The 22,500-nt window shown below is 69.1% G+C and carries 23 protein-coding genes (1 of these 23 only partly in view); 19 read left to right on the top strand and 4 right to left on the bottom strand.

Going from position 1 to position 22,500, the window contains the following annotated elements; all coding sequences use genetic code 11:
• Positions 1–314 precede the first annotated feature (314 nt).
• The 3 genes from MKK67_RS05340 to MKK67_RS05350 all read right to left on the bottom strand — a co-directional run bounded on the left by MKK67_RS05340 (position 315) and on the right by MKK67_RS05350 (position 3,830).
• Positions 315–2,258 (bottom strand): autotransporter assembly complex protein TamA, encoded by a 1,944-nt coding sequence (locus MKK67_RS05340; protein ID WP_243962664.1) that lies wholly within the window; start codon positions 2,256–2,258, stop codon positions 315–317.
• Between the two features lie 242 nt (positions 2,259–2,500).
• Positions 2,501–2,869 carry a family 43 glycosylhydrolase gene (locus MKK67_RS05345; protein WP_243962643.1) on the bottom strand — a complete coding sequence of 123 codons (369 nt, stop codon included), beginning with the start codon at positions 2,867–2,869 and terminating at the stop codon, positions 2,501–2,503.
• A gap of 16 nt (positions 2,870–2,885) precedes the next feature.
• On the bottom strand, positions 2,886–3,830 hold the full coding sequence (locus MKK67_RS05350; RefSeq protein ID WP_243962644.1) for a LysR family transcriptional regulator: 945 nt from the start codon (positions 3,828–3,830) through the stop codon (positions 2,886–2,888).
• A 120-nt stretch (positions 3,831–3,950) separates the two neighbouring features.
• Here MKK67_RS05350 and MKK67_RS05355 point away from each other — a divergent pair, with 120 nt between their 5' ends.
• Complete coding sequence (locus MKK67_RS05355) at positions 3,951–4,958, top strand: zinc-dependent alcohol dehydrogenase family protein (RefSeq protein ID WP_243962665.1); 1,008 nt, start codon at positions 3,951–3,953, stop codon at positions 4,956–4,958.
• A 349-nt stretch (positions 4,959–5,307) separates the two neighbouring features.
• Here the strand turns inward: MKK67_RS05355 and MKK67_RS05360 are convergent, their stop codons facing one another.
• Entirely contained in the window at positions 5,308–6,300 is a 993-nt protein-coding gene (locus MKK67_RS05360; protein WP_243962645.1) for a PAS domain-containing protein, read from the bottom strand.
• Positions 6,301–7,041: 741 nt separating this feature from the next.
• Here MKK67_RS05360 and MKK67_RS05365 point away from each other — a divergent pair.
• The 18 genes from MKK67_RS05365 to MKK67_RS05450 form a co-directional block, all read left to right on the top strand.
• Positions 7,042–8,973 carry a methyl-accepting chemotaxis protein gene (locus tag MKK67_RS05365; RefSeq protein WP_243962646.1) on the top strand — a complete coding sequence of 644 codons (1,932 nt, stop codon included), beginning with the start codon at positions 7,042–7,044 and terminating at the stop codon, positions 8,971–8,973.
• Positions 8,974–9,004: 31 nt separating this feature from the next.
• Entirely contained in the window at positions 9,005–10,603 is a 1,599-nt protein-coding gene (locus MKK67_RS05370; RefSeq protein WP_243962647.1) for a chemotaxis protein CheW, read from the top strand.
• A gap of 51 nt (positions 10,604–10,654) precedes the next feature.
• Positions 10,655–11,761, top strand: a complete 1,107-nt coding sequence (gene cheB / locus MKK67_RS05375) for a chemotaxis-specific protein-glutamate methyltransferase CheB (RefSeq protein ID WP_243962648.1) — start codon at positions 10,655–10,657, stop codon at positions 11,759–11,761.
• Entirely contained in the window at positions 11,751–12,368 is a 618-nt protein-coding gene (locus tag MKK67_RS05380; protein ID WP_243962649.1) for a HEAT repeat domain-containing protein, read from the top strand. The genes cheB and MKK67_RS05380 overlap by 11 nt, the downstream gene beginning before the upstream one ends.
• Positions 12,368–13,243: a CheR family methyltransferase gene (locus MKK67_RS05385; protein WP_243962650.1), complete on the top strand. Its 876-nt coding sequence runs from the start codon at positions 12,368–12,370 to the stop codon at positions 13,241–13,243. The genes MKK67_RS05380 and MKK67_RS05385 overlap by 1 nt, the downstream gene beginning before the upstream one ends.
• 7 nt (positions 13,244–13,250) lie before the next feature.
• Positions 13,251–13,628, top strand: coding sequence for a response regulator (locus MKK67_RS05390; RefSeq protein WP_243962651.1), 378 nt, complete (start codon positions 13,251–13,253; stop codon positions 13,626–13,628).
• Complete coding sequence (locus tag MKK67_RS05395) at positions 13,625–16,258, top strand: chemotaxis protein CheA (RefSeq protein WP_243962652.1); 2,634 nt, start codon at positions 13,625–13,627, stop codon at positions 16,256–16,258. Before MKK67_RS05390 ends, MKK67_RS05395 begins: the two co-directional genes overlap by 4 nt.
• The gene (locus MKK67_RS05400; protein WP_243962653.1) at positions 16,258–16,524 is read left to right on the top strand and encodes a hypothetical protein; all 267 of its coding nucleotides are present in this window, start codon (positions 16,258–16,260) and stop codon (positions 16,522–16,524) included. The genes MKK67_RS05395 and MKK67_RS05400 overlap by 1 nt, the downstream gene beginning before the upstream one ends.
• The gene (locus MKK67_RS05405) at positions 16,521–17,315 is read left to right on the top strand and encodes a ParA family protein (RefSeq protein WP_243962654.1); all 795 of its coding nucleotides are present in this window, start codon (positions 16,521–16,523) and stop codon (positions 17,313–17,315) included. Before MKK67_RS05400 ends, MKK67_RS05405 begins: the two co-directional genes overlap by 4 nt.
• A gap of 9 nt (positions 17,316–17,324) precedes the next feature.
• Positions 17,325–17,699, top strand: coding sequence for a response regulator (locus MKK67_RS05410; protein WP_243962655.1), 375 nt, complete (start codon positions 17,325–17,327; stop codon positions 17,697–17,699).
• Between the two features lies 1 nt (position 17,700).
• On the top strand, positions 17,701–18,921 hold the full coding sequence (locus MKK67_RS05415; protein ID WP_243962656.1) for a methyl-accepting chemotaxis protein: 1,221 nt from the start codon (positions 17,701–17,703) through the stop codon (positions 18,919–18,921).
• A 96-nt stretch (positions 18,922–19,017) separates the two neighbouring features.
• Positions 19,018–19,401, top strand: coding sequence for a response regulator (locus MKK67_RS05420; RefSeq protein ID WP_243962657.1), 384 nt, complete (start codon positions 19,018–19,020; stop codon positions 19,399–19,401).
• Positions 19,402–19,409: 8 nt separating this feature from the next.
• Positions 19,410–20,267, top strand: a complete 858-nt coding sequence (locus MKK67_RS05425; RefSeq protein WP_243962658.1) for an STAS domain-containing protein — start codon at positions 19,410–19,412, stop codon at positions 20,265–20,267.
• Complete coding sequence (locus MKK67_RS05430; RefSeq protein ID WP_243962659.1) at positions 20,267–20,656, top strand: STAS domain-containing protein; 390 nt, start codon at positions 20,267–20,269, stop codon at positions 20,654–20,656. Before MKK67_RS05425 ends, MKK67_RS05430 begins: the two co-directional genes overlap by 1 nt.
• Positions 20,634–21,089 (top strand): ATP-binding protein, encoded by a 456-nt coding sequence (locus MKK67_RS05435; protein ID WP_243962660.1) that lies wholly within the window; start codon positions 20,634–20,636, stop codon positions 21,087–21,089. Before MKK67_RS05430 ends, MKK67_RS05435 begins: the two co-directional genes overlap by 23 nt.
• Positions 21,086–21,499, top strand: a complete 414-nt coding sequence (locus MKK67_RS05440) for an anti-sigma regulatory factor (protein WP_243962661.1) — start codon at positions 21,086–21,088, stop codon at positions 21,497–21,499. The genes MKK67_RS05435 and MKK67_RS05440 overlap by 4 nt, the downstream gene beginning before the upstream one ends.
• Positions 21,496–22,095: a SpoIIE family protein phosphatase gene (locus MKK67_RS05445; protein ID WP_243962662.1), complete on the top strand. Its 600-nt coding sequence runs from the start codon at positions 21,496–21,498 to the stop codon at positions 22,093–22,095. The genes MKK67_RS05440 and MKK67_RS05445 overlap by 4 nt, the downstream gene beginning before the upstream one ends.
• Before the next feature lie 6 nt (positions 22,096–22,101).
• Positions 22,102–22,500, top strand: partial view of a sensor histidine kinase gene (locus tag MKK67_RS05450; protein ID WP_243962663.1) — the 5' portion only. Its footprint extends 609 nt past the window's final position; the window shows 399 of its 1,008 coding nt (coding positions 1–399); its start codon is at positions 22,102–22,104; its stop codon lies off the right edge, out of view.

Raw genomic sequence — 22,500 nt, forward strand, 5'->3', positions numbered from 1 at the left:
CGACCCCTACAAGGGCGGCCATGTCCGCCCGGCCGTCCTGTATCTCAGCCTGGGGCAGGCGTTCTGAATGGCTGATGTTTTCGGGAGACGGGTCGGATCCGGACGCTCTTCCTCCCCCCTCTGCGGGGGAGGGTGGCCCCCGGAGGGGGTCGGGAGAGGGGCAGCGCGACGGCGCAGCTTGTGGCTCCCGTCGCGATTTCTCCGGACACGGCGCTCCCCTCTCCCGACCCCTGCTGACGCCGGGGCCACCCTCCCCCGCAGAGGGGGGAGGAAGAGCGTCCGGATCCGACCCGTCTCCCGAAAACATCAGCCATTCAGAACGCCTGCCCCAGGCTGAGATACAGGACGGCCGGGCGGACATGGCCGCCCTTGTAGGGGTCGAGCGGGAAGGCGAGATCCGCGCGGATCGGCCCGATGCCGGTGTAGTAGCGCAGGCCGATGCCCACCGATTTCCGGATCTTTTCATCGAAATCCGGCAGGGCCGAGGCGAAGGCGGTGCCCGCGTCGAAGAACGGCACCACCCCGATCGTGTCGGTGATCTTGATCCGCGCCTCCAGCGAGGCTTCGAGCAGGCTGCGGCCGCCGATCGGCAGGTTGAACGGACCGATCGGCCCGAGCGTCCGGTACGGATAGCCGCGCACCGAGCCGCCACCGCCGGCAAAGAAGCGGAAATTGTCCGGGATGTCCCCGAGCGGCGCGCCGGAAACCGAGCCGAAGCCGATCCGTCCGGCGAGGATGTAGCGGGCCTCGTCGTCCAGCGCATAATAGGTCGAGCCCTGCGCCTTCGCGACGACGATCCCGGGCGACGAGATTGCCCCGGGATAGGCCGCCAGCGAGGCGATCGCCCGGAACCCTTTGGTCGGGTCGAGCAGGCTGTCGGTGGAATCGTAGGTCACCGAGGCCGGGACGCCGATCAGGCGGTAATTGACCGTGCCGAGGGCGTCCTTCGAGCGGCCCGCCTGCGCGTCGAGCCCGATCTGCGCTGAGAACGTGTCCGAGAACCGGTGCCGGATCGCGGCCGAAACCCCGCCGCCATCCACCAGGTAGCTCTGCTGCACCTCGCGGGTGATGAAGGCGTTGGCCAGGAAGTCGTTGCGGGTGCCGCCGAGCGCCGGCTGGACGTAGGTCGCCGACAGGCGCCCGCCGAGTCCGTTGGTGCCGATCCCGGCGATCTTGCGCTGGGTCGCGAACGGATCGTTGCCCAACCCCAAGTAGTAGATGTCGGCGTCGAGCCGGAACGTCTCGCCGCCGCCGAACAGATTGCGGTTGGCGTAGTAGGCGCGCACCCCCGGGCCGTCGACCGTCGAATAGCGCGCAGAGATTCCGACGAGATTGCGCTCGCGCTCGCTCAATTCGGCGAAGAGCGGCAGGTTTCCGTCCGCGTCGAGCGCCGTTCCTTCGCGGACCCGCGCGGCGCCGATCGCCTCGATGCGCGTCAGCGACTTGCGGATCGCCGCCACCGCCTGGGGCGAATACGGATCCCCCGGCTCGGCATAGATGAACGAGCGGATCGTCGCCGGGTCGATCCCCGGCGCGCCGCTGACCGCTACGGCCCCCAACCCGGCCACTGGCCCGGGATCGACCGTGAAGGTGACGTCCATGACATGGGCGGTGTCGTCCACCACCGGATCACGGGCCACCACCTTGGCGAAGGGATGCCCCTGCGCCCGGAACTGGTCGACGATCCGGGCCTCCCGGGCCAGCACCGTGGCCGAGCGGGCCGGCACGTCGTCGTCCACGCGCGTGATCCGCGGCGGCAGCACCTCCTCCGGGAACGGCCGGCCGGCGCCATCGCGCACGACGATCCGGCGCAGGGTGTAGAGCGGCCCGAGATCGACCGCGATCCGCACCGGCACCAGGCCGCGATTGCGCCAGCGTTCGGCGGCGCCCACCGCGGCTGCGGCACGGGCCTGCCCCGCCACTGGAACGGCGTCGATGCGGATCGCCGTAGTGCCCTGATAATAACCGTAGCCGGAGAGAACATCGGCGAGCTTGGGCAGGTCGGTCTCGGCCCGGCGCAGGAGCCCCTCCCCGTCCGGCGGCGGGTCCTGGCGCAGGCGATAGAGGGTCGAGATATCCTGGAGCGCCTGCAGCACGTCGGAATCGTCCGTGCCGGTGATGCGCACAGCATACGGCAGGGCCGTCGCGCTGGGTGCCGGCGGCTCGGGCTCGGAGCCGAACAGGCCGAACAGGTCGAAGGCGCGCGCCGGCCCGGGCTGCGCCGCGACGAGCGTCACGGACGCAACTGCTGCAAGCATCAGCCGCGGCAGCGCACGAGGCGCACCGGACACGATCGATCGACCCAGGCGAGCGGAAACGCGCAAAACGCGGTCGTCAGCTCCGATTGCGCTGGGCTGCGCCGCTCGCACGGTGATGCGTCATGATCCCCCCTCCACGGCTGAAGCCGCGTCCCCGCCTGCACTCTAAAGGTGCGGGTGCCGAACGCCAACACCGGGTGGCTGCGGCCTGGGGACGGACGGGGGACCAAACCGCCGGCGGGCTAGGACGGAAGCGGCCTGTTGGCCACCGGCAGCCCGAAATCGGGCACACCATCGTCGCAGTAGCGGATTGGCTGGACCCGGGTGTGGCGATTGGGATCGAACAGCGGGTCGCCGACGATCGTCTCGTCGTCGCGGGCGTGGAACACCAGCATGTCCCGGCCGCGCGCGTCGACCGTGAAGCTGTTGTGGCCGGGGCCGTAGATGCCGTGCTCGGGACAGGTCCGGAAAACCGGCTGCGGTGATTTCGACCAGCTCGCCGGATCCAGGATGTCGGCGTCGTCGCGGGCGGTCAGCATGCCCATGCAATAGTGCGCATCCGTCGCGCTCGCGGAATAGGTCATGAACAGCCGGCCGTTGCGGGCCAACACCGCGGGCGCGTGATGCTCAGGCCGGTTCGGTTCGAGCCCGGTTCTCGGCGCGAAGGGCGGATTCCTCCGGCAGCGCCGCCGCCAGCGCATCGATCGCCAGGCGTACGCGCAGCGGCAGATGCGGGGTCTGCGGCCAGAGCGCGTGGCTCTCGAACACATGGGCGGGCAGATGGTCGAGCACCGTCGCGAGCCGCCCCGCGGCGACATCGTCGCGGATCAGCCAGCACGGCAGCCAGGCGAGGCCGTGGCCGCCGATCGCGGCGTCGCGGATCGCGTCGACATCGTCGAACCGCATCCGGCTCGGCGGCACGATCTCGGTCGCCGGACCGTCCGCCTGTGGAAACAGCCAGGAGCGCGCGTAGCCGGGACGGCCATAGAGCATGGCGTGATGGCCCGACAGATCGGCGAGCGATTCCGGAACCCCCGCCCCTTCGAGATAGCGCGGGGCCGCGCAGACGCGCATCGGCTGGTACGCGATCCGCCGCACGGTCAGGCCGGGCCAGTTCTGCAACCGGCCGTTGCGCACCACGAGATCGAACCCATCCTCGACCACATCGACCAGCCGGTCGCTGAAGTTGAGATCGAGCTCCAGCTTCGGATGCGCCTCGGCGAGCCGGATCAGGATCGGCGCGATGCGCAGCCGGCCGAACAGCGCCGGCACTGAGACGCGCAGCCGGCCCACGATCGCGCGCCGCCCGGAATCGAGCAGCGCGGTCGCGCTCTGCACCTCGGCGAGCGCTCGCCTTCCATGCTCGAAAACGATCTGCCCATCATCCGTCAGGGCGAGGGAGCGGGTGGTGCGGTGGAACAGCCGGACGCCGAGCCGGTGTTCGAGGCGAGCGATGCTCCGCCCGACCGCCGAGCGCGTCAGGTTCAGCTTGGACGCCGCCGCCGAGAAGCTGCCGGCCTCGGCCGCAGCGACGAGCACCGGCAGGTCCGCCAGCAGGTCACCGGGGATCATTGTCGCTTCCTGCGCACCGATCGCGGTCCGAACTATCGTCACTGGCGCGCAGAGATCAACGCTACGCATCGCCGGCCGGCAAGAGATCGGCAAGAAAATCGGAGATTCGCCATGACGACGATGAGGCGCTGGGACATGTCCGGCTTAGGCCGCGCGTCCCTTCAGCTGAAGACGGTACCGGTGCCCGAACCGGGGCCCGGGCAAGTCCTGGTGAAGGCCGCGGCGGCGGCGTTGAATTATCGCGACACGCTCGTGATCGAGCACGGGATGGGGCTGGCCCTCGCCTTCCCGTTCACCCCCGCCTCCGATCTCGCCGGAACAGTCGCCGCCATCGGTGACGGCGTGACGCGCTTCCGACCGGGGGACCGGGTGATCACGACCTTCTTCCCGGGTTGGATCGACGGCCGGTCCGCGGGATCCGCGAAGACGGTGGACGCCACAACCCTCGGCGGCGCGCATCAAGGCGTCCTGGCGGACTACGTCGCGTTGCCCCAGGATTGGTTCGTCGCCGCACCGCAAAGCCTCGACCTCGCGGAAGCCAGCACCCTGCCCTGTGCCGGTCTGACGGCTTGGTTCGCCCTGGTCGAGCGCGGTCAGCTGCGGGCGGGCCAGAGCGTGCTGGTCCAGGGCACGGGCGGCGTCGCCCTGTTCGGCCTCCAGATCGCCAAGGCCCACGGCGCCGAGGTTTTCGTCACCTCCGGTTCCGAGAACAAGCGCGAGCGCGCCCGAGCCCTCGGCGCCGACCACGCGATCGACCGCGACGGATGGGTCGAGGCCGTCTACCGGCTCACCGCGGATCGCGGCATCGACCACATCCTCGAACTCGTCGGCGGGGCGCATCTCGCCAGGTCGCTCGAAGCGGTGGCCGTCGACGGACGCGTCTCGGTGATCGGCGTGATCGAGGGCTACGATCTCTCGGCGGCTGCGACGAATCTCCTGCTCAAATCCGCCACCGTCCAGGGCATCCGCGTCGGCCACCGCCGCGCGCTGGAGGATCTGGTCCGTGCCGTGGACGTGATGAAGCTGAAGCCGGTGATCGACCGGCGTTATGCCCTGGATGAGCTGCCGGCCGCTCTCGATCATCTCGATCGCGGTCCGTTCGGCAAGATCGTGATCACGTTGGACTGACAGCGAAACGAGAAGAGCTGTCTCTTCTCACCTCCCTGCCCCAAGCAGCGCCGCTCCGTCCGATCGATCGGGATGCCGCCCGCTCGACCGGTCCGGAGAGCGGGAGCGGTTCCGAGTCTTGAGCGAGCGCCTCAAGGCCAAAGGTTGAAAGCATCACCGGGTGCGATCACGCCAGCGGGCACTGCTATCTAGTCCGGCGTGGCGCATTGGCGGAGGCTTTTTTTGTCGGTCGGCAGTGCTCGCGAGAACGATGAAGCTCTTCATGACCAGCGGATGGTTGGTTCATGGTAGTCTCACCGACACACTTGACGATCCCGGCCTGCGCTCATGCGCTGATCGGTTATGATCATCACTGATTGATATAACCCTGCGGGAAGCGCCCGAGGTCGATCTCGATGGCGACCTGATCGGTGCCGGTCGCGACGAACCGGATCCCGGCGCCCTCGAGGGCCTGCCGCACCGCCTGCCGAATCCGCGGACGCGGGCTCTCACCGAACTCCTCCATCCGCCGGACGCTGGAGCCCGAGACGCCCGAGGCTTCCGCGAGGTCCTGGATCGACCAGCCGATCACCGCCCGAGCGCCGCGGATCAGCGGCCCGATCGTCGCATCCGTCACCGCGTCGCGCGGGTCGTCCACCATCGCGAGTACGAGGCCGAACCATTCGCGCACGGCGCCGTCGGGATCGGCCTGCGGCGCGCCTCTACCGCTGAACCGGCGGTACTGGCCGTCCGCGCCGCGAATCCGATACTCCGCCCGGTAGGGCGCTCCGGTGGTCCGGGCAGCCTGCCAGGCAGCCGTCGCGGCCTGGCGATCGTCGGGATGAACCGCGTCGAGCCAGCCCGTCCCGGCCATCTCTGCGGCACTCTGCCCCGTCAGGTGCCCCCACCCGGCCGCCATCTCGATCTCCCCGGTCGGAAGCGCCGACCAGGTCGCGGCGGCGACCGCACGCAGGACGCCGGTCTGGCGGGCCTGCATCCACGCCGCGATCCGCCGAGCCTCGTGCGTCGCCGTGATGTCGAGCAGGATGCCGTCGACCCGGGCCGGCCGGGCATCGGATCCGAGCACCACCTCGGTCTTCAGGGCGACCCACCGAACCGTCTGGTCGGGCCGGATGATCCGGAACTCCCGATCGACCGCGTGGCCGCTCCGGAGCAGGTCCCACAGGTCGGCCTGGGCGGCCTCGTCGTCGGGGTGGACCAGCCTGCGGAACAGGCTGCGCAGATCGTCCGCGAGCGGGAGACCGGCCACCCGGTAGAAGCCCGGGGAGCCCCACAGCCTGCAGGTCGCGATCTCCAGCGACCAGAAGCCGAGCCCGCCCCGCTCCTCGACGAGCTTCAGCATCTGGTCGGACGATAAAGGAATTCTTTCTGCAGCATTATCATTATCGAACGCAGCAATAGGGTCGTGCTTCATCTATATAAGCTCAAGCCAGCCATATATCGATCGGATTAAGATCGGCAGCAATCGACATCCAATCGTCTATGATGTCCTCCATATAGTATTGCTTTCACCGTTCTGTAGCGCAGCCGCGGCCCTCTCCACTAGCTCGAGCTGAGCAGGCCATCACTGTCGCGCCGGCATGGCGCTGGGCAGTTCCACCTGGTTCGGCCTGTCCGGCGAAGGCGATAGCGCGTGATCCATTCGGCACCATTCCGAGACATACGGATCGTGCCCACCGCCGCTCCCCCGATCCGATGTAAGGTTGGCTCGACATTTTAAGTCAATCTCAGGTCATCGTCGTTCTTCTTTAAGCAAAGGTATAAAAATGAGCCGATTTTGATCAGCGGCAATCATTCAGAGAAAATTTTCCGGTGGCCTGAGCAGATTTCAATCATAAAAAATCTTGTCAATCGACAAATTTGCGATAAAGATTATGTTGTCATTAGGTTATGTCTGTCATCTTCTGTTCGGAAGACAACGCGGATTGGCTTATTTGAGATAACTCCACACAATATTATTGAATATAAATCTAGAAACAACACACCAACCAGATACCCCTCGAATATCGATATTCCTGCCTCCCTTCGGCGGCGGGAAATTCTCTGAACCCGGCACTCTGATCCCGACACAAGGCGTCGACACATGGCTCTCGCGAAGAAATCCGCCATCCACTCCATGCCGGCCCCGTCCGCTCCGAGGGAGAGCGTTTCGGCCCCTACCGGTCGATCGCACCTCGTCGCCGAGGCTGAGAAGCGCAAGGCCCGGACCTTCGCGCGCCAGCAGAAGGCCGCCGAGCGAATCGCCTCGGCCACCGCCGAGCTGTCCAGCGGGATCGCCGAGGCCTCGGCCGCGGCCGAGGAGCTGCGCAAGGCCTCCGAGCAGATCGGCGTCGGCGCCGAGGAGGCCGCGGGCGCCGCGCAGGAGACCATGAAGGCGGTGAACCAGGGGGCGGCCCTGATCCAGGCCGCCAAGGAGAACGCCACCACGTCGCTGCGCAAGACCGAGGCCCTGTCCGATCTCGTCGTCCAGACCGCGGCGCAGATCGAGACCTCCGTGGCCGCGATCACCAAGGCGTCCGAGCGCCAGGAGGCGTCGGTGAAGCTGGTCGAGGAGCTCGACCGGCAGGCGAGCGCCATCGGCGAGATCGTCAAGGCCGTCGCCCGGATCGCCGACCAGACCAACCTGCTGGCGCTCAATGCCGCCATCGAGGCGGCCCGGGCCGGCCAGCACGGCAAGGGCTTCGCGGTGGTCGCCGACGAGGTGCGCACTCTGGCCGAGACCAGCGAAAAGTCCGCCCGCGACATCCAGGCGCTCGTGGCGCAGATCCAGGCCGACGTGAAGGTCGCGGCCGACGGGATCAGCCAGTCGGCGATCTCCGCCCGGTCCCAGGTTGAGACCGGCCGGGCAGTCACGAGCCAGCTCGAGCGGGTCCGCACCGACATGGCCGGGATCATCGATGGCTGCACCGACCTTGCCCGGGCCGCCGACGAATCGGCCACCGCCGCCACCGAGGCGCAGAAGGGCGCGGAGATCATCGCGGCCGCGGCCGAGGAGCAGAGCGCGGCCTGCCAGGAGGCCGGCAAGATGGTCGAGCAGCAGACCACCGCGCTGGCGCAGAGCGAGGACGCCGCCCAGGAGCTGTCCGGCCTCGCCGAGGAGCTGAAGAACAGCACCAATATCGGCAAGAGCGCCGAGGAAGTCGCCTCCGCGGCGGAGGAGCTGTCCAGCGCCGTCGAGGAGATCAACCGCGCCGCCGGTCAGGTCACGATCGCCCTCGACGAGATCTCCAAGGGCGCCCAGCAGCAATCGGCCGCGACCCAGCAATCCTCGGCCGCCATCGCGCAGATCGAGCGGCGCGCCCAGGTGACCCAGACCCTGGCGGGCGCCGCCGTGGAGAAGGCGCAGGAAATCTCGCAGATGCTGGTCCAGAACAAGGAGCTGGTGGACGCGATGATCGGCGGCCTCGAGCAATCCGTCGAGGCGGGCCGCGTGAGCCGCGATCAGGTCGCCGCACTGGAGCAGGTCAGCCGCCGCATCGACAAGATCGTCGATGCCATCACCACAGTCTCGATCCAGACCAACATGCTGGCGGTCAACGGCTCGGTCGAGGCGGCCCGCGCCGGCGAGTTCGGCAAGGGGTTCGCCGTGGTCTCGACCGATATCCGCAACCTCGCCCGAGATTCCGCCGAGAATGCCGAGCGGATCAAGGACACGGTCAAGACCATCCAGGACACGATCGTGTTCGTGCGCGGCGATATCCAGGAGATCGCCGACGGCGCCGCCCACGAGGTCGAGAAGAGCGCTGCCATCTCCCGGAACTTCGACACCGTGATCAAGGACATGGCCGAGGTGCTGGGCGGCAACCGGGAGATTCTGTCCGGCGCAGACGGGATCACCCGCATGGTCCGGGAGGTCCAGACGGCGATCGAGCAGGTCGCCGCCGCGGCCCAGCAGGCGGCACGGACCTCCGGGGAGGCCGGAATCGCGGCCAGCGAGCAGGGCAAGGGCGCCGAGCAGCTCGCCGCCGCGATCGAGGAGATCGCCTCGCTCGCCGACGAGCTCCAGGCCGCCTGAGCCGAACCGCCCGGAGAGCGAAAGACCGACCATGGCAAACGCAGCAGCTCAGGCGGTGCAGGCGCTGGATTCCGGGTTCACGCCCGATCTGGCGGAGGGCACCGCACGACCCGACCAGGAGGACGGACGCAGCGAGGCCCGTCAGTTCGTGATCTTTCACGTCGAGACGGAGATGTTCGCCGTCGCGCTGGCCGACGTGCAGGAGATCATCCGGATTCCCGAAGTGGTGCGGGTGCCGTTCAGCCCCGCCTCGCTGCTGGGGCTGGCCAACCTCCGCGGCACGGTCCTGCCGGTCCTGAACCTGCGGGACGTGTTCGCCTTCCCGCCGGTGCTGAACGACGACGCCACCCGGGTGGTGGTGCTCGACCAGGGCAATCCGATCGGCCTCGTGGTCGACCGGATGGCCAACGTCGTGACCGTCGATCCCGACCGGATCGAGCCGACCTCGGCGATCGAGGGCAGCGTCGACACCGCGCTCCTGACCGGGATGATCAAGGGCGACGACGGCCGGTCGATGGTGATGATCCTGGACGCGGCCCAGCTGGTGAGCCGCGAGTTCAGCCAGTTCTCCACGAAGACCCGCCGGGCCGCCGGCCAGGTGCAGGCCGCCGACGTGGCCTCGTCCGCCCGGGCCGAGGCCGAGGCCGACGAGGACCAGCTCGTGAGCTTCGAGGTGGCGGGTCAGGAATACGCCTTCCCGATCGAGCGGGTGCAGGAGATCGTGCAGCTGCCCGAGCGCCTGACCCACGTCCCGAACGCGCCGGCCCACGTGCTCGGGGTGATCACCCTGCGCAACCGCCTGCTGCCGCTCGTCTCCTTGCGCGAGATGTTCGGCCTCCAGGCCAAGGAATTCAGCGAGACCAACAAGGTCGTGGTGGTGTCGCTCGGCGAGGGCGGGACGTTCTCCGTCGGCGTCGTGATGGACAGCGTCAAGGAGGTGCTGCGGGTCAGCCGCAGCCTCGTCGAGGCGATGCCGGCCCTGCTGTCGCAGGACGGCGGCATGGACGAGATCCAGGCGATCTGTCGGCTGCAGGATGGGCAGCGGCTGGTCTCCATCCTGTCGGTCGAGAAGATGTTCGACACCAACGAGCTGCGCAAGCTTTCCGCCACGGGGAACGAGGGCATGAGTGCCGACGGACGACAGGACGGGGACGAGCGCCAGGACGCCGCCGACGAGGAGCAGTTCGTGGTGTTCCGGCTGATGGGCGAGGAATACGGCGTGCCGATCGAGGCGGTGCAGGAGATCGTCCGGGTGCCGGACGAGCTGACCCGGATCCCGAAGGCGCCGTCCTTCGTGGAGGGGGTGATCAACCTGCGCGGCGTGGTCCTGCCGGTGGTGGATCAGCGCCGCCGCTTCAACCTCGCCGAGGCGGAGCGCAACGACCGCCAGCGGATCATGGTCTTCACCGTCCGGGGCGTCCGGACCGGCTTCATCGTCGACTCGGTCTCCGAGGTGATGCGGATCTCGGCCAAGGCGATCGGCGAGGCGCCCAACCTCTCGGACGCGCAGCAGCGCCTGATCCGCCGGGTCGCCAACCTGGAGAGCCAGAAGCGCATGGTCCTCCTGCTCGACACGATGCAGCTGCTCGACACGCACGAAGCCGCCGCCGTCCAGCTCACGACCCACTGAGCGCGGGTCCGCCGCCCCTCACCCCGACCTGTCACCCCCGAAAGACCCCGCATGATCCGCGCCCTTGTGGCCGACGATTCCGCTCTGATGCGCAGGCACCTCACGCAGCTGCTCGAATCGGCGGGCGGCTTCACGGTTCAGACCGCCCGCAACGGCGTCGAGGTCCTGGAGGCGCTCCAGAGCTTCGATCCGCACGTGATCACCCTCGACGTCAACATGCCGGAGATGGACGGGATCACCTGCCTGTCGCGGATCATGAGCGAGGATCCGCGGCCGGTGGTGATGGTCTCGTCGCTGACCGAGGAAGGCGCCGAGACGACCCTGCAGGCGCTGAGCCTCGGGGCGGTCGACTTCGTCCAGAAGCCCGGCGGCACGATCTCCCTGTCGATCGACCGGATCCACCGCGAATTGCTGATGAAGGTCCGCAGCGCCGCGGTCACCAAGGTCCGGCGCAGCACCGGCCTACGCGGGCGCCTGGCCGCCCAGCGACGCCGCCCCGCTCCGGCGGCACCACCGCCGCAGGTCTCGTTCGCGGGCGGCCGCCCCGGGCTCGTGCTGATCGGCGTGTCCACGGGCGGCCCCGGGGTGCTGGAGGAGATCCTGCCGCGCCTGCCGAAGGATTTCCCCTGGCCGGTCCTGGTCGCCCAGCACATGCCGAGCAGCTTCACCGGCGTCTTCGCCCGGCGCCTGAACGACCTCTGCGCCGTCACGGTGGTGGAGGCCGCCCGGCAGATGCCGTTGGAGCCGGGCACGGTCTACATCGCCAAGGGGGATGCCGACCTCGTCGTCACCCGCCGGGGCATCGGCTATTCGGCGACGCCGCTGCCGCAGAGCGACGTGCATATCTGGCATCCCAGTGTCGCCCGCATGGTCGAGAGCGCGCTGGCCCTGCTCCCGGCCAACCGGCTGATCGCCGTTCAGCTCACCGGGATGGGCGACGACGGCGCCGAGGCGATGGCCCGGCTGCGGGCCGGCGGCGGCCTGACCATCGCGCAGGACGAGGAGACCAGCATCGTCTTCGGGATGCCGCAGGAACTGATCAAGCGCGGCGGGGCCACCGTGGTCCTGCCGAGCGACGCGATCGCAGAGCAACTGATCGGGTGGCTCCGTGCCCCCGAAGCCGGGACTCGAGCCGGGGAACGCCGCCGTGGCGCTTAAGAAACCGAACCACGCGCCGAAGGGTGCCGAGGAACCGCCGCACGCGGATCTCGCTACGCTGACGGCTGCCCTCGCCGCGCCCGAGAGTGCCGAGCGGCGCCGGGCCGCCCGGGAGCTCGGCGCCTTCCCGGAGGCCGGGCCGCTTCTCTGCACGCATCTCGCGCAGGAGCCGGCCACCAGCGTCCGGGCCGTGATCCTGACGACGCTGATCCGCCTCAAGTCGCCCGCGGTGGTGGCCGGCCTGCTGCCCCTGCTGCGCAGCGAGGACAGCGCCCTGCGCAACTCTGCGATCGAGGCGCTTCAGGAGATGCCCGCCGAGGTGGAGCCGCACGTCGCCGACCTGCTGGCCGATTCCGACAGCGACGTCCGCATCATGGCGGTCAACATGCTGAGCCTTCTGCCGCACCCGAAGGCGCCGGACTGGCTGGCCGCGGTCGTGGCGCGCGATGCCCACATCAACGTCTGCGCGGCGGCGGTCGACGGCCTCGCGGAGATCGGCAACGAGAGCGCCGTCGCGCCGCTCCAGGCCCTGGCCGCGCGCTTCCCCGACGTGCCGTTCATCCGCTTCGCGGCCGCCGCGGCGATCCGCCGGATCGGAGGGTCGTGATGCAGCCCAACCGTACCTTCGGACAGACCACCCCGGCGATCCAGATCACCGAGGACGACTACGAAAAATTCTACGAATACTTCTACCGCCGCACGGGCATCTCGTTCAGCGGCAAGAAGGAATATTTCGTCGAGAAGCGCCTCCTGGAGCGGATCGCCAAGACCGGAAGCGACAGCTTCAAGGCCTACTTCACCCTGCTGCGCTTCCAGGCCTCGGGCGAGGAGCTGCAGCACCTCGTCAACCTGATGACGGTCAACGAGACCTACTTCTTCCGCGAGGATTACCAGTTCGATGCCCTGGTGCGCGGCATCCTGCCCGAGATCACCCGGACGCGCCGCCCCGGTGGGACGCTGCGGATCTGGTCGATGCCGTGCTCGACCGGGGAGGAGCCGTACTCGATCGCGATCCAGATCCTCGAATACTGGTCGCGGGCGGACGAGTTCGCCATCGAGATCACCGGGTCGGACATCGATTCCCGGGTGCTGGCCGATGCCCGCAAGGGGATCTACGGCAACCGCTCCCTGCAGCGGCTGTCGCCGGAGCTGCGCAAGAAGTACTTCCGCCGGCTCGGCGACGACCAGTTCGAGATCCACGAGGAGCTGCGCGGCTCCATCGAGTTCTCGATCGCCAACCTGTCGGATCCGATCCACATGCACCGCTACCGCGCGATGGACGTGATCTTCTGCCGTAACCTGCTGATCTATTTCGACGACACGTCCCGACGCGCCGCGGTCGAAGCGCTCTACGAATGCCTGGTCCCGGGCGGCTTCATCTGTCTGGGCCATTCCGAGAGCATGAGCCGCATGTCGTCGATGTTCCTGCCGCGCAAGTTCGGCGACACGATCGTCTATCAAAGACCGATCGATCAGGATTGATACGAGCATGTCCGGCAAACGAATACTTGTCGTCGAAGACGGCATCACGATGCGGATGTTCTACCGGGACGTGCTCGGCCGTGCCGGGTTCGTGGTCGAGGAGGCCGCCAACGGCGTCGAGGGCCTGGAGAAGGCCCTGCTCGGCGGCTTCGACCTGATGATCGTCGACATCAACATGCCCAAGATGGACGGCTACGAGCTGGTGTCCCGGATCCGCCGCGAGCCGTCGCTCCAGGCGATTCCCGTGGTCACGATCAGCACCGAGGCCAAGGACGCGGATGCGAGCCGGGCCTACGCGGTGGGCGCGAATTTCTACATCGTCAAACCGGCCGATCCCGTCCTGCTGGTCGAGACCGCGCGCCTGCTGACCGGTGCGCAGGCATGACCAACCCCCTGCTGGCCCGGTTCATCCCGGAGGCGCGCGAGCTTCTGCAGGTCTCGGCCAGCGGATTGCTGAAGCTGGAGCGGAACCCGACCGACGAGACCGCGATCAACGAGGTGTTCCGGGCGGTCCACACGATCAAGGGCTCGTCCGGCCTGTTCGACGCGGTGGCCCTGACCCGGCTGGTCCATGCCGCCGAGGATCTCCTCGGGGAGGTCCGGTCCGACGCGCTCCAGATCGATTCGAGCCTGGTCGATATGCTGCTCGACAGCCTCGACCAGGTCGGCCAGTGGATCGACGAGCTGGAGCGGCGCTCGGCGCTGCCGACGGATGCCGACGGGGTCGCGCACCGGATGGCCGCGCTGCTGCGCCAGCGGCTGGGCGCGCAGGACCAGGACGATGTGCCCGACGACGCACCGGCGGACGCCGCGCCGCAGGGGGCCGATCCGGCGCCCGACGGCGACGTCGCGACGCTGCCGCCGGGGTTTCTCGCCCGCCTGTCGGCCCCCGCCTGCCTGGACGCGTTCCGCCGCGCCTGCGGCGGCCAGGCCGTGCATCTCGTCCGCTACGCGCCGGAACCCGGCTGCTTCTTCAACGGCACCGATCCCCTGCAGGCGATCCAGCAGGTGCCCGGAGCGCTGGCCCTCGACATCGCGGCGGCGGAGCCTTGGGGACCGCTGGAGGATCTCGACCCATACCAGTGCAACCTGCACTTCTCCCTGCTGACCGCGGCGCCCCGGCCCGAGATCGAGCAGGCGATGCGCTACGAGCTGGACCAGATCACCATCGCCCCCGTCCGGCCCCGGGACCTCGTGCGGATCGAGGGCGAGCCCAGCGACGGGCCGATCTGGGACGACTTTCGCGAGGCGGCCTCGGCGTTCCTCGCTGCGGGGCGCCACGACGATCTGCGGACGGCCGTGGGCGCGCTGCGCAGCGTCGCCGGGCCGACGCTCTGGCGCCGGCAGGCGCTGGACTGGCTGGAGGCCGCCCTGTCGGCGGTGCAGCCCGATTCCGCCCTCGTGGCGGCGCTGGTGGCGGCTGCCGGCTCGGGCCGGTTCGATCCGGCCCCGGCCGCCCCTGCGCCCGCAGCTCCGGCTCCGGCGCCGCAGCCGGCACCACAGGCCGACCCGCGCCAGGAGCTCGCCCGCTCGGTCCTGGCGAGCCAGCACCGGGCCCTGGAGCAGGCAGGCTACGATGCGGATCGCCTCGCCTCGGTCGGGACCGTGGTGGGGAACGTGCTCCTCAGCCTCGGCCGCGACGCCGACCGCACCGCGATCCAGGCGGCGTTCGAGGCGGCCCGGGAGGCCCGCTCGGTCGCGCCGGTTCTGAGCGCCCTGTCGGCCGTGCTCGACGGCGCCCCGCTCCAGCGCACGGAGGCGGCGCCCGCGCTGCCGGACGCGCTGCCCCCGGCCTTCGAGGAGGTCGCGCCGGTGGCGGGCGCGAAGGAGCCCGAGGGCCGCATCGCCCCAAAATCCCTGAAGGTCGATCAGGCGAAGATCGACCTGCTGATGAACCTGATCGGCGAGCTGGTCGTCTCCAAGAACGCCCTGCCGTTCCTCGCCAAGCGGGCGGAGGAGACCTACGCCTCGCGCGAGATGTCCCGCGAGATCAAGGAGCAATACGCGGTCATCGACCGGCTCGCCCAGGAGATGCAGGGCGCGATCATGCAGGTCCGCATGCTGCCGGTCTCCGAGATCTTCGACCGGTTCCCCCGGCTGGTGCGCGACCTCGCGCGCAAGCTCGGCAAGCGGATCGACCTCGCCCTCGAAGGCGAGGACACGGCGGCCGACAAGACCATCATCGAGGCCCTGGGCGACCCGCTGCTGCACATCGTCCGCAACTCCCTCGACCATGGGCTCGAATCGCCGGACGAGCGCCGGGCGGCGGGCAAGTCGGCGACGGCGCGCATCCTGCTCAAGGCCCGCCAGGAGGCCGACAGCGTCGTCATCGAGGTCCAGGATAACGGCCGCGGCATCGACCCGGTCCGGATCCGCGCCGCCGCCATCGCCAAGGGCGTGATCGGCCAGGAGGAGGCGGACCGCCTGTCCGACCAAGAGGCGATCAACCTGATCTACCGCCCGGGCTTCTCGACGGCGGCGGAGATCTCCGACCTGTCCGGCCGCGGGGTCGGGATGGACGTGGTGCTGACCACCGTCGAGAAGCTCGGCGGCCAGGTCTCGGTGAGCTCCCGCCTCGGCGAGGGCACGACGACCCGCCTCGCCCTGCCGCTCAGCATGGCGGTCACCCGGATCATGATCGTGGAGGCCGCCGGCAGCCTCTACGGCGTGCCGATGGACATGATCGTTGAGACCGTGCGGGTCCCGCGCGAGCGCATCCGGATGATCAAGAAGGCCGAGACCTTCGTGCTGCGCGAGACGATCATCCCGCTGCTGCGCCTGTCGCGCCTGCTGCACCTGCCTGATCAGCCGCGGGGCGAGGCCGACGCCGCCGTCCTCGTCTGCCACGTCAACGGCCGGCGCGTCGGGCTGATCATCGACAACTTCCGGGAGGGGATGGACGTGATCCTGAAGCCCCTGGAGGGCGTCCTGACCGGTCTCGGCGGCTATGCCGGCACGACCCTCCTGGGGGATGGCCGCGTCCTCCTGGTCCTCGACCTCAGGGAGCTGCTGTGATGGCCATCCGGATCGTCCGCAAGACCATCCATCTCGAAGGGCATTGCACCGTCGAGGAGGCCCTGCCGCTGCTGGAGGCCCTGCGCAAGCCGGGCGCCCACAAGGTCGTGCTGACCAAGTGCCAGGGGCTCCACGCCGCGATCCTGCAGGTCCTCGCCGCCGCGCGGCCGGCCGCGCTCGCGCCGCCCGCCGACCCGGCGCTGGCCGGCCTGGTCATGCCGTTCCTCGACGCGTCCCGGCAGGCGGCGCCCGGAGCGGCCGCGTGACCACGATCCTGGCCATCTCGAACCGGAAGGGCGGCAGCGGCAAGTCGACGACCTCGGTCAACCTGGCGGCGGAGTGCGGCGCCCGCGGCCGGCGCACGCTGCTGGTCGACCTGGACACCCAGGGGCATGCCGGGCTCGGCTTCGGCGTCGTGCCGGAGCGCGACGCGCCGACCGCCCACCACGTCTTCACGAGCCCCGATTTCGACTTGCAGGCGGCCATCCGGCCGACCGCCTGCGCGGGCGTGTCGGTCGCCCCCGCCGACCAGCTGTTCGACGGCACCACGGCTTTGGACCGCAGCGTCTCGGCCCTGCAACGCTGCCTGCGCAGCCCGGAGATCGCGGCGCGGTTCGATCTCGTGATCCTCGACACGCCGCCGTCGCTCGACATGATCCTGGTGAACGCCCTGGCGGCGGCCGAAGGCGTCCTGGTCCCGATGATCCCCCACGCCCTGTCGGCCGAGGGTGTGCGGCAGCTGGCGCGGCTGTTCTTCCGCATCGCCACGACGGTCAATAGCGGCCTGAAGGTCGTCGGATTGCTGCCGGTGATGCTCAACGTGCACACCAATCACCACCGCGAGACCATGCAGGACATCGCCCGGGAATTCGGGATCGAGCGCGTGCTCACCGGGATCCGGACCGACATCCGTCTGGCGGAGGCGTTCGCCGCCCGTAAACCCGTCCGGGACTATGCACCCCTGAGCCGGGGAACCGCCGATTACGGCCTTCTCGCCGACGAGCTGACCGCCGTCTGGCAGGCCGATGCGGCGCCCGCCGCCCACGCACCATCCTAGGAGAAACTCTTGGCCACAACGATCATGATTGTCGACGATTCCCCCACGATGCTGATGAGCATCGAGGGGATCCTGAGCAAGGCCGGACTCGGCGTCCTCAAGGCGGCGAGCGGCGAGGAAGCCGTCACGACGCTGCAGGGCGGCGCCAAGCCCAACCTGCTGATCACCGACCTCAACATGGGCGCGATGAACGGCATCGACCTCATCCGCCGGGTGCGCAAGCTCCCGGGCCTGCAATTCATCCCGATCCTGATGCTGACCACCGAGTCCCAGCAGGACAAGCGCAACGAGGCCAAGTCGGCGGGTGCCACGGGCTGGATCGTCAAGCCGGTGGATCCGGAAGCCCTGCTCAAGGTGATCCGTCAGCTTGTTCCCGGAGCCTGATATGGCCTGGGTGCCCCCGCCGCGCGCGATCCGATGGATCGGCCCGCTCTGTGCGGTCCTGACGGCCCTGGCGCTTGGCGCCGTCGGCGCGGTCGCGTTCGGCCCCGCCCCGGGCGTCGCCGCCCTCGCAATGCTCGGCTTTGCGGCCACGTGGGGCGCGGCCTGGGCCTCGGTGACGCTGAACCGCCATGCGATGGAGCTGGAAGCGCCGGCGCCCCAGGAGCCGGCACCGCTTCCGGCGGATCGGCCGGACGAATCCGGGGTGGAGGACGCTGCGGGACGCGCGGGGGTCCAGGCCGCTCTGGCCGACCATTTCGCGGTTTACGATCGCCTGTTCGAGCGCGCTGCCAACGACACGGCCTCGGTCACCACCGAGACCGAGGCCGCCGCCTTCGACATCATGACCAGCCTGCGGGAGGTCGATGGCGCGATGACCGAGCTGCTGGCCTTCCTCGATCTGTCCGGCTCCAACGCGCGGGTGATCGAGATCGTCGACCAGACCGACCAGCAGCTCACCGAGAACCGGCAGCTGATCGGCGACTTCCTGGTCCGGCGCGACCAGGACGTGGTGGAATGCCGGCAGCGCCTCGACGAGCTCGACGTCGCGACCGCGCAGCTGACGCGGGCGACCGAAGGCGTGCAGACCATCGCCCGCCAGACCAACCTGCTCGCCCTGAACGCGACGATCGAGGCCGCCCGGGCCGAGAAGGCCGGCGCGGGCTTCGCCGTGGTGGCGAAGGAGGTCAAGGAACTCTCGAACGCCTCGGCCACCACCGCGACCCGGATCGCCCAGGATCTCGCCAGCCTGCGCGAGTCCATCCGGGAAAACTTCTCCATCCTGGTCAACGACCGCGTCGAAGGCGAGCGCGGCGAACTCATGAAGATCGCTGCGGCGATCGCCAGCCTCACGGAGAACATGGAGCGCCTGGTCGCCCATCAGCGGGACACGCTGGTGAAGGTCCAGGAAGAGAGCGCCCGCATCGCCCAGCCGATCGTCCGCCTCATCGGCTCGATCCAGTTCCAGGACGTCACCCGGCAGCGCCTGCAGCATCTGGAAGGTATCTTTGCGGCAGCCCGGACACATCTCCAGGCGCTGGATCTATCGAATCCCTTGACGAAATCTTGGCCGGACGTTAAGTCTTTTGCAGAAATCGCGCTCTCAGAAGGGCCATCACCGCCGAGAAATAATGTGAAGAACAATAATGAAATCGAGTTGTTTTAGTCTTTATTGATAGACTTAGATTTAAGAACTGCATCCGTCCTGTCTATTAGGGTACGCGATGCGCCATTTCAGGTTCGAAAACAGAAGGATTGATCCATGGCATCGGTCCTACTGACGGATGACGTGTCGGTCGTCAGGATGACGATCCGACGGTTTCTCGAGCGGGGTCAGCACACAGTCCAGGAATGCGGGTCCGCCGCCGAGGCGGAGGCGCTCCTGGGCGCCCGGCCGTTCGACATCCTCGTCACCGACCTCTGGATGCCCGGACGGGACGGCCTGACGCTGATCGGCTGGGTCAAGGCGCACAAGCCCGGCCTGCCGATCATCGCGATTACCGGGGGCGCCCCACGGGCACCCCAGCTCTTCTCGATGGAGGAGGCGGCGCGCGTCGGAGCCGACCGCGTCCTCATGAAGCCGGTCGGCATGCAGGAACTCCTGGGCGCCGTCTCCGCCCTCGCCCCATCAGCCGCCACGGAGTGACCGAACTGATGCACGGCGTCGGACAAATCCTTCTGCAGAACCGGGCGAGCGTGCTCGATGCGTGGCTCGCACGCCTGCGCGACACCGCGCCGGGGGCGCATCCGGCCTCGCTTCAGCTGCTCAAGCTCGAACTGGGCACGCTGGTCGAGAAGCTCACGGGCTATTTCCTCACGGATGACGAAGACGGCGCCGGCGCCGGCCCAGCCTTCAAGTCCGTCGAGGAGCAGGCCGCCACGACCAGCGCCGCCTGCGCCCGCGACGGCCTGACGCCGATGGAGACCGCCACGCTCATCCTGTCGCTGAAATCGATCGCGGGCGAGCTGCTCGATCGCGAGACCAGCGCCAAGGCGACGGAACTCTACAGGATGCGCACCGCTCTCGACGCGGTGGTGGACAGGCTGGCGTTGGTCACCTTCGCGGCCTTCGTCGAGACGCGCGAGGAGATCATCAAGCGCCAGGGCCGGGCGCTCCTGGATCTCGCGACCCCGGCCCTGCCGATCTGGCGTCACATCATCTTGATGCCGCTCGTCGGGATCATCGACACGCAGCGGGCCCGTCAGGTGATGGAATGGCTGCTTGAGGCGCTGTCCCGGGAGGAGGCGCGGATCGCGATCCTCGACGTGACCGGCGTGCCGCTGATCGACAGCCGCGTCGCCCTGCACCTGACCAAGACCGTCGAGGCCGCGCGCCTGCTCGGTTCCCAGGTGATCGTCACCGGCATCAGCCCCGACGCGGCCCAGACCCTCGTGAAGCTCGATGTGGACCTGTCGAACATGATCACCCGGGGCAGCCTGCGGTCCGGCCTGGCCGAGGCCTTCCGGCTCCTCGGCCAGCATGCCAAGGGCCCGATCGAGACGATGATCTGATGCGCGTCCCCATCCTCCGGCTCGGCCGCGTCCTCCTGACCTCCCTGCCGGCCGACCTGACGGACCAGCAGGTGATGGATCTCCAGATCGACGCCCTCGCGCTGATCCAGGCCGGAAAGGCCGACGGGCTCGTGATCGACATCACGGCGGCCGATGTCGTCGACTCGTACATGGCCCGGATCCTCTCGGAGACGGCCAAGATGGTGAAGATCATGGGCGGCGTGGCGGTCCTGGCCGGGATGCAGCCCGCCGTGGCCCTGACCCTCGTGGAGATGGGCCGGGGCATGATCGACATGGAGACCGCCTTCGATCTTGAGGGCGGCGTCGCCAAGGTCGCTCGGATGGTGGCGTCCCGCGGAGGTCGCCATGACGAAGTCCCGACCACCTGATCGCTCCGAACTGGAACCGGGGGCGTCTGGCACCGCGACGCGTGCGGTCATCGACATCCGGATCCAGGACGACATCCTGCGGGCCCGCCAGGCGAGCCGCGCCGCCGCCGCCGCGATCGGGTTCGGCACCGTCGATCAGACCCGCCTGGCCACGGTCGTCTCCGAGCTCACCCGCAACATCCTGACCTATGCCGGCAACGGCGAATGCCGGGTGCTCACGCGGCTGACGGCCCAGGAGCGGAACATCGTGATCGAGGCCGAGGACCAGGGCCCCGGCATCGCCGACGTTACCGGCGCGCTGACGCGCGGATACTCCACCGGGGGCGGCCTCGGCCTCGGCCTCGCCGCCGTGCACAAGCTGATGGACGACATGACCATCGAGACCCGTCCGGGCCGCACCCTGGTCCGGGCCGGCATGACGAGGCGCCGATGAGTCCGGAACCGGACGTGGTGACCGTCAACGTGACGAGCGAGATCGACGCTGCCGAGGCGCGGCAGGAGGCGCGCCGGCTCGCCCTGCGCCACGGCTTCACCACCGTGCGGGCGCACGGCTTGGCGACGGCGGTGTCCGAACTCGCCATGAACCTCGTCCTTCACACCGACCGCGGCGGCCTGATCCGCCTGACCGCGCAGGATGCGACCGGGGCGGCCGTGATCGAACTGGTCGCCGAGGATAATGGCCCGGGGATTCCCGATCTCGCGCTGGCCATGGAGGACGGCTTCTCGACCCGCGGCGGCCTGGGCTGCGGTCTGCCGGGGACGCGCCGCCTGGTCGACACCTTCGCGATCACCTCCCGGGTCGGGGAAGGGACCCGCATCGTCTGCCTGGTGCGGCGGCCATGAATCCGGCATCGCAGATCCCGGAGCCCCGGATCGCCGCGGCGACCCGGACCTATCCCGGCGAGACCGTGTGCGGCGACATGGTCGCCTGGTGGCGGGAGGGGGACGCCACCTTCGCCTGCATCGTCGACGGCCTCGGCCATGGGCCGGACGCCCACCAGGCCGCCCGCAGCCTGCTCGCCCTGGTCGAGGGCCAAGCGGGCATCGAGCCGACGGACCGGCTCGTCACCGCCGACAGGGCCATGCGCCACACCCGCGGCGCTGCGGCGGCGCTGGTGCGGATCGATCCCGCCGCGCGCACCATCACGGTGGCGGCGGTCGGCAACATCCAGGGGGCGCTGTTCTCCACGCGAACCCTGCGCTTCGACGGCATGCCGGGGATCGTCGGGGCCGGCCTGCGCCCGCTCAAGCCGCTCGTCCTGCCGTTTTCCGCCGCCGACATCCTGGTCCTGTGGACCGACGGTCTCCGGCCGGTGGATCTGGAGGCGGACCCGCAGGCGGCGCGCAGCGATCCCGAGCGCCTCGCCGCGGACCTGATGGCCAGCCACGGACGCCAGAGCGACGATTGCGGCGTCCTCTGCGTCGCGTTCCGCGCGTGACGCTGCATGAACAGCCTCCTGCAGCGCTACACCGCCGGCATGGCCCGTTACGTCGCCACGGCGGCCGAGGCGCCGCTCCTCGACATCGAGGAACTCGGCCGCCTGGCGATCACCGACGACATCTCCCTCGACGAGATCGCCGGGCTGCATGAGGGCGCGGCGCTGGCGCTGACCGATCAGGGCGTGCCGATCAACGAGCCGGAGATCATCCGGCGCATGTCGGCCTGCCTGAGCGCCCTGATGGTCTCGGCGGCGGTGGCCTACCGTACCAAGATCGATCTGCTCGAGCAGCATCGGCAGCAGGAGCGCGACCGGACCGAGCGGGACCGGCAGCGCCTGGAGACGCTCGGCCAGTTCGTCGGCTCGGTGGCGCACGAGCTCAACAACCTGCTCCAGCCCGTGCGC

The sequence above is a fragment of the Methylobacterium sp. J-072 genome (assembly GCF_022829425.1).
Classification (GTDB): Bacteria; Pseudomonadota; Alphaproteobacteria; order Rhizobiales; family Beijerinckiaceae; genus Methylobacterium.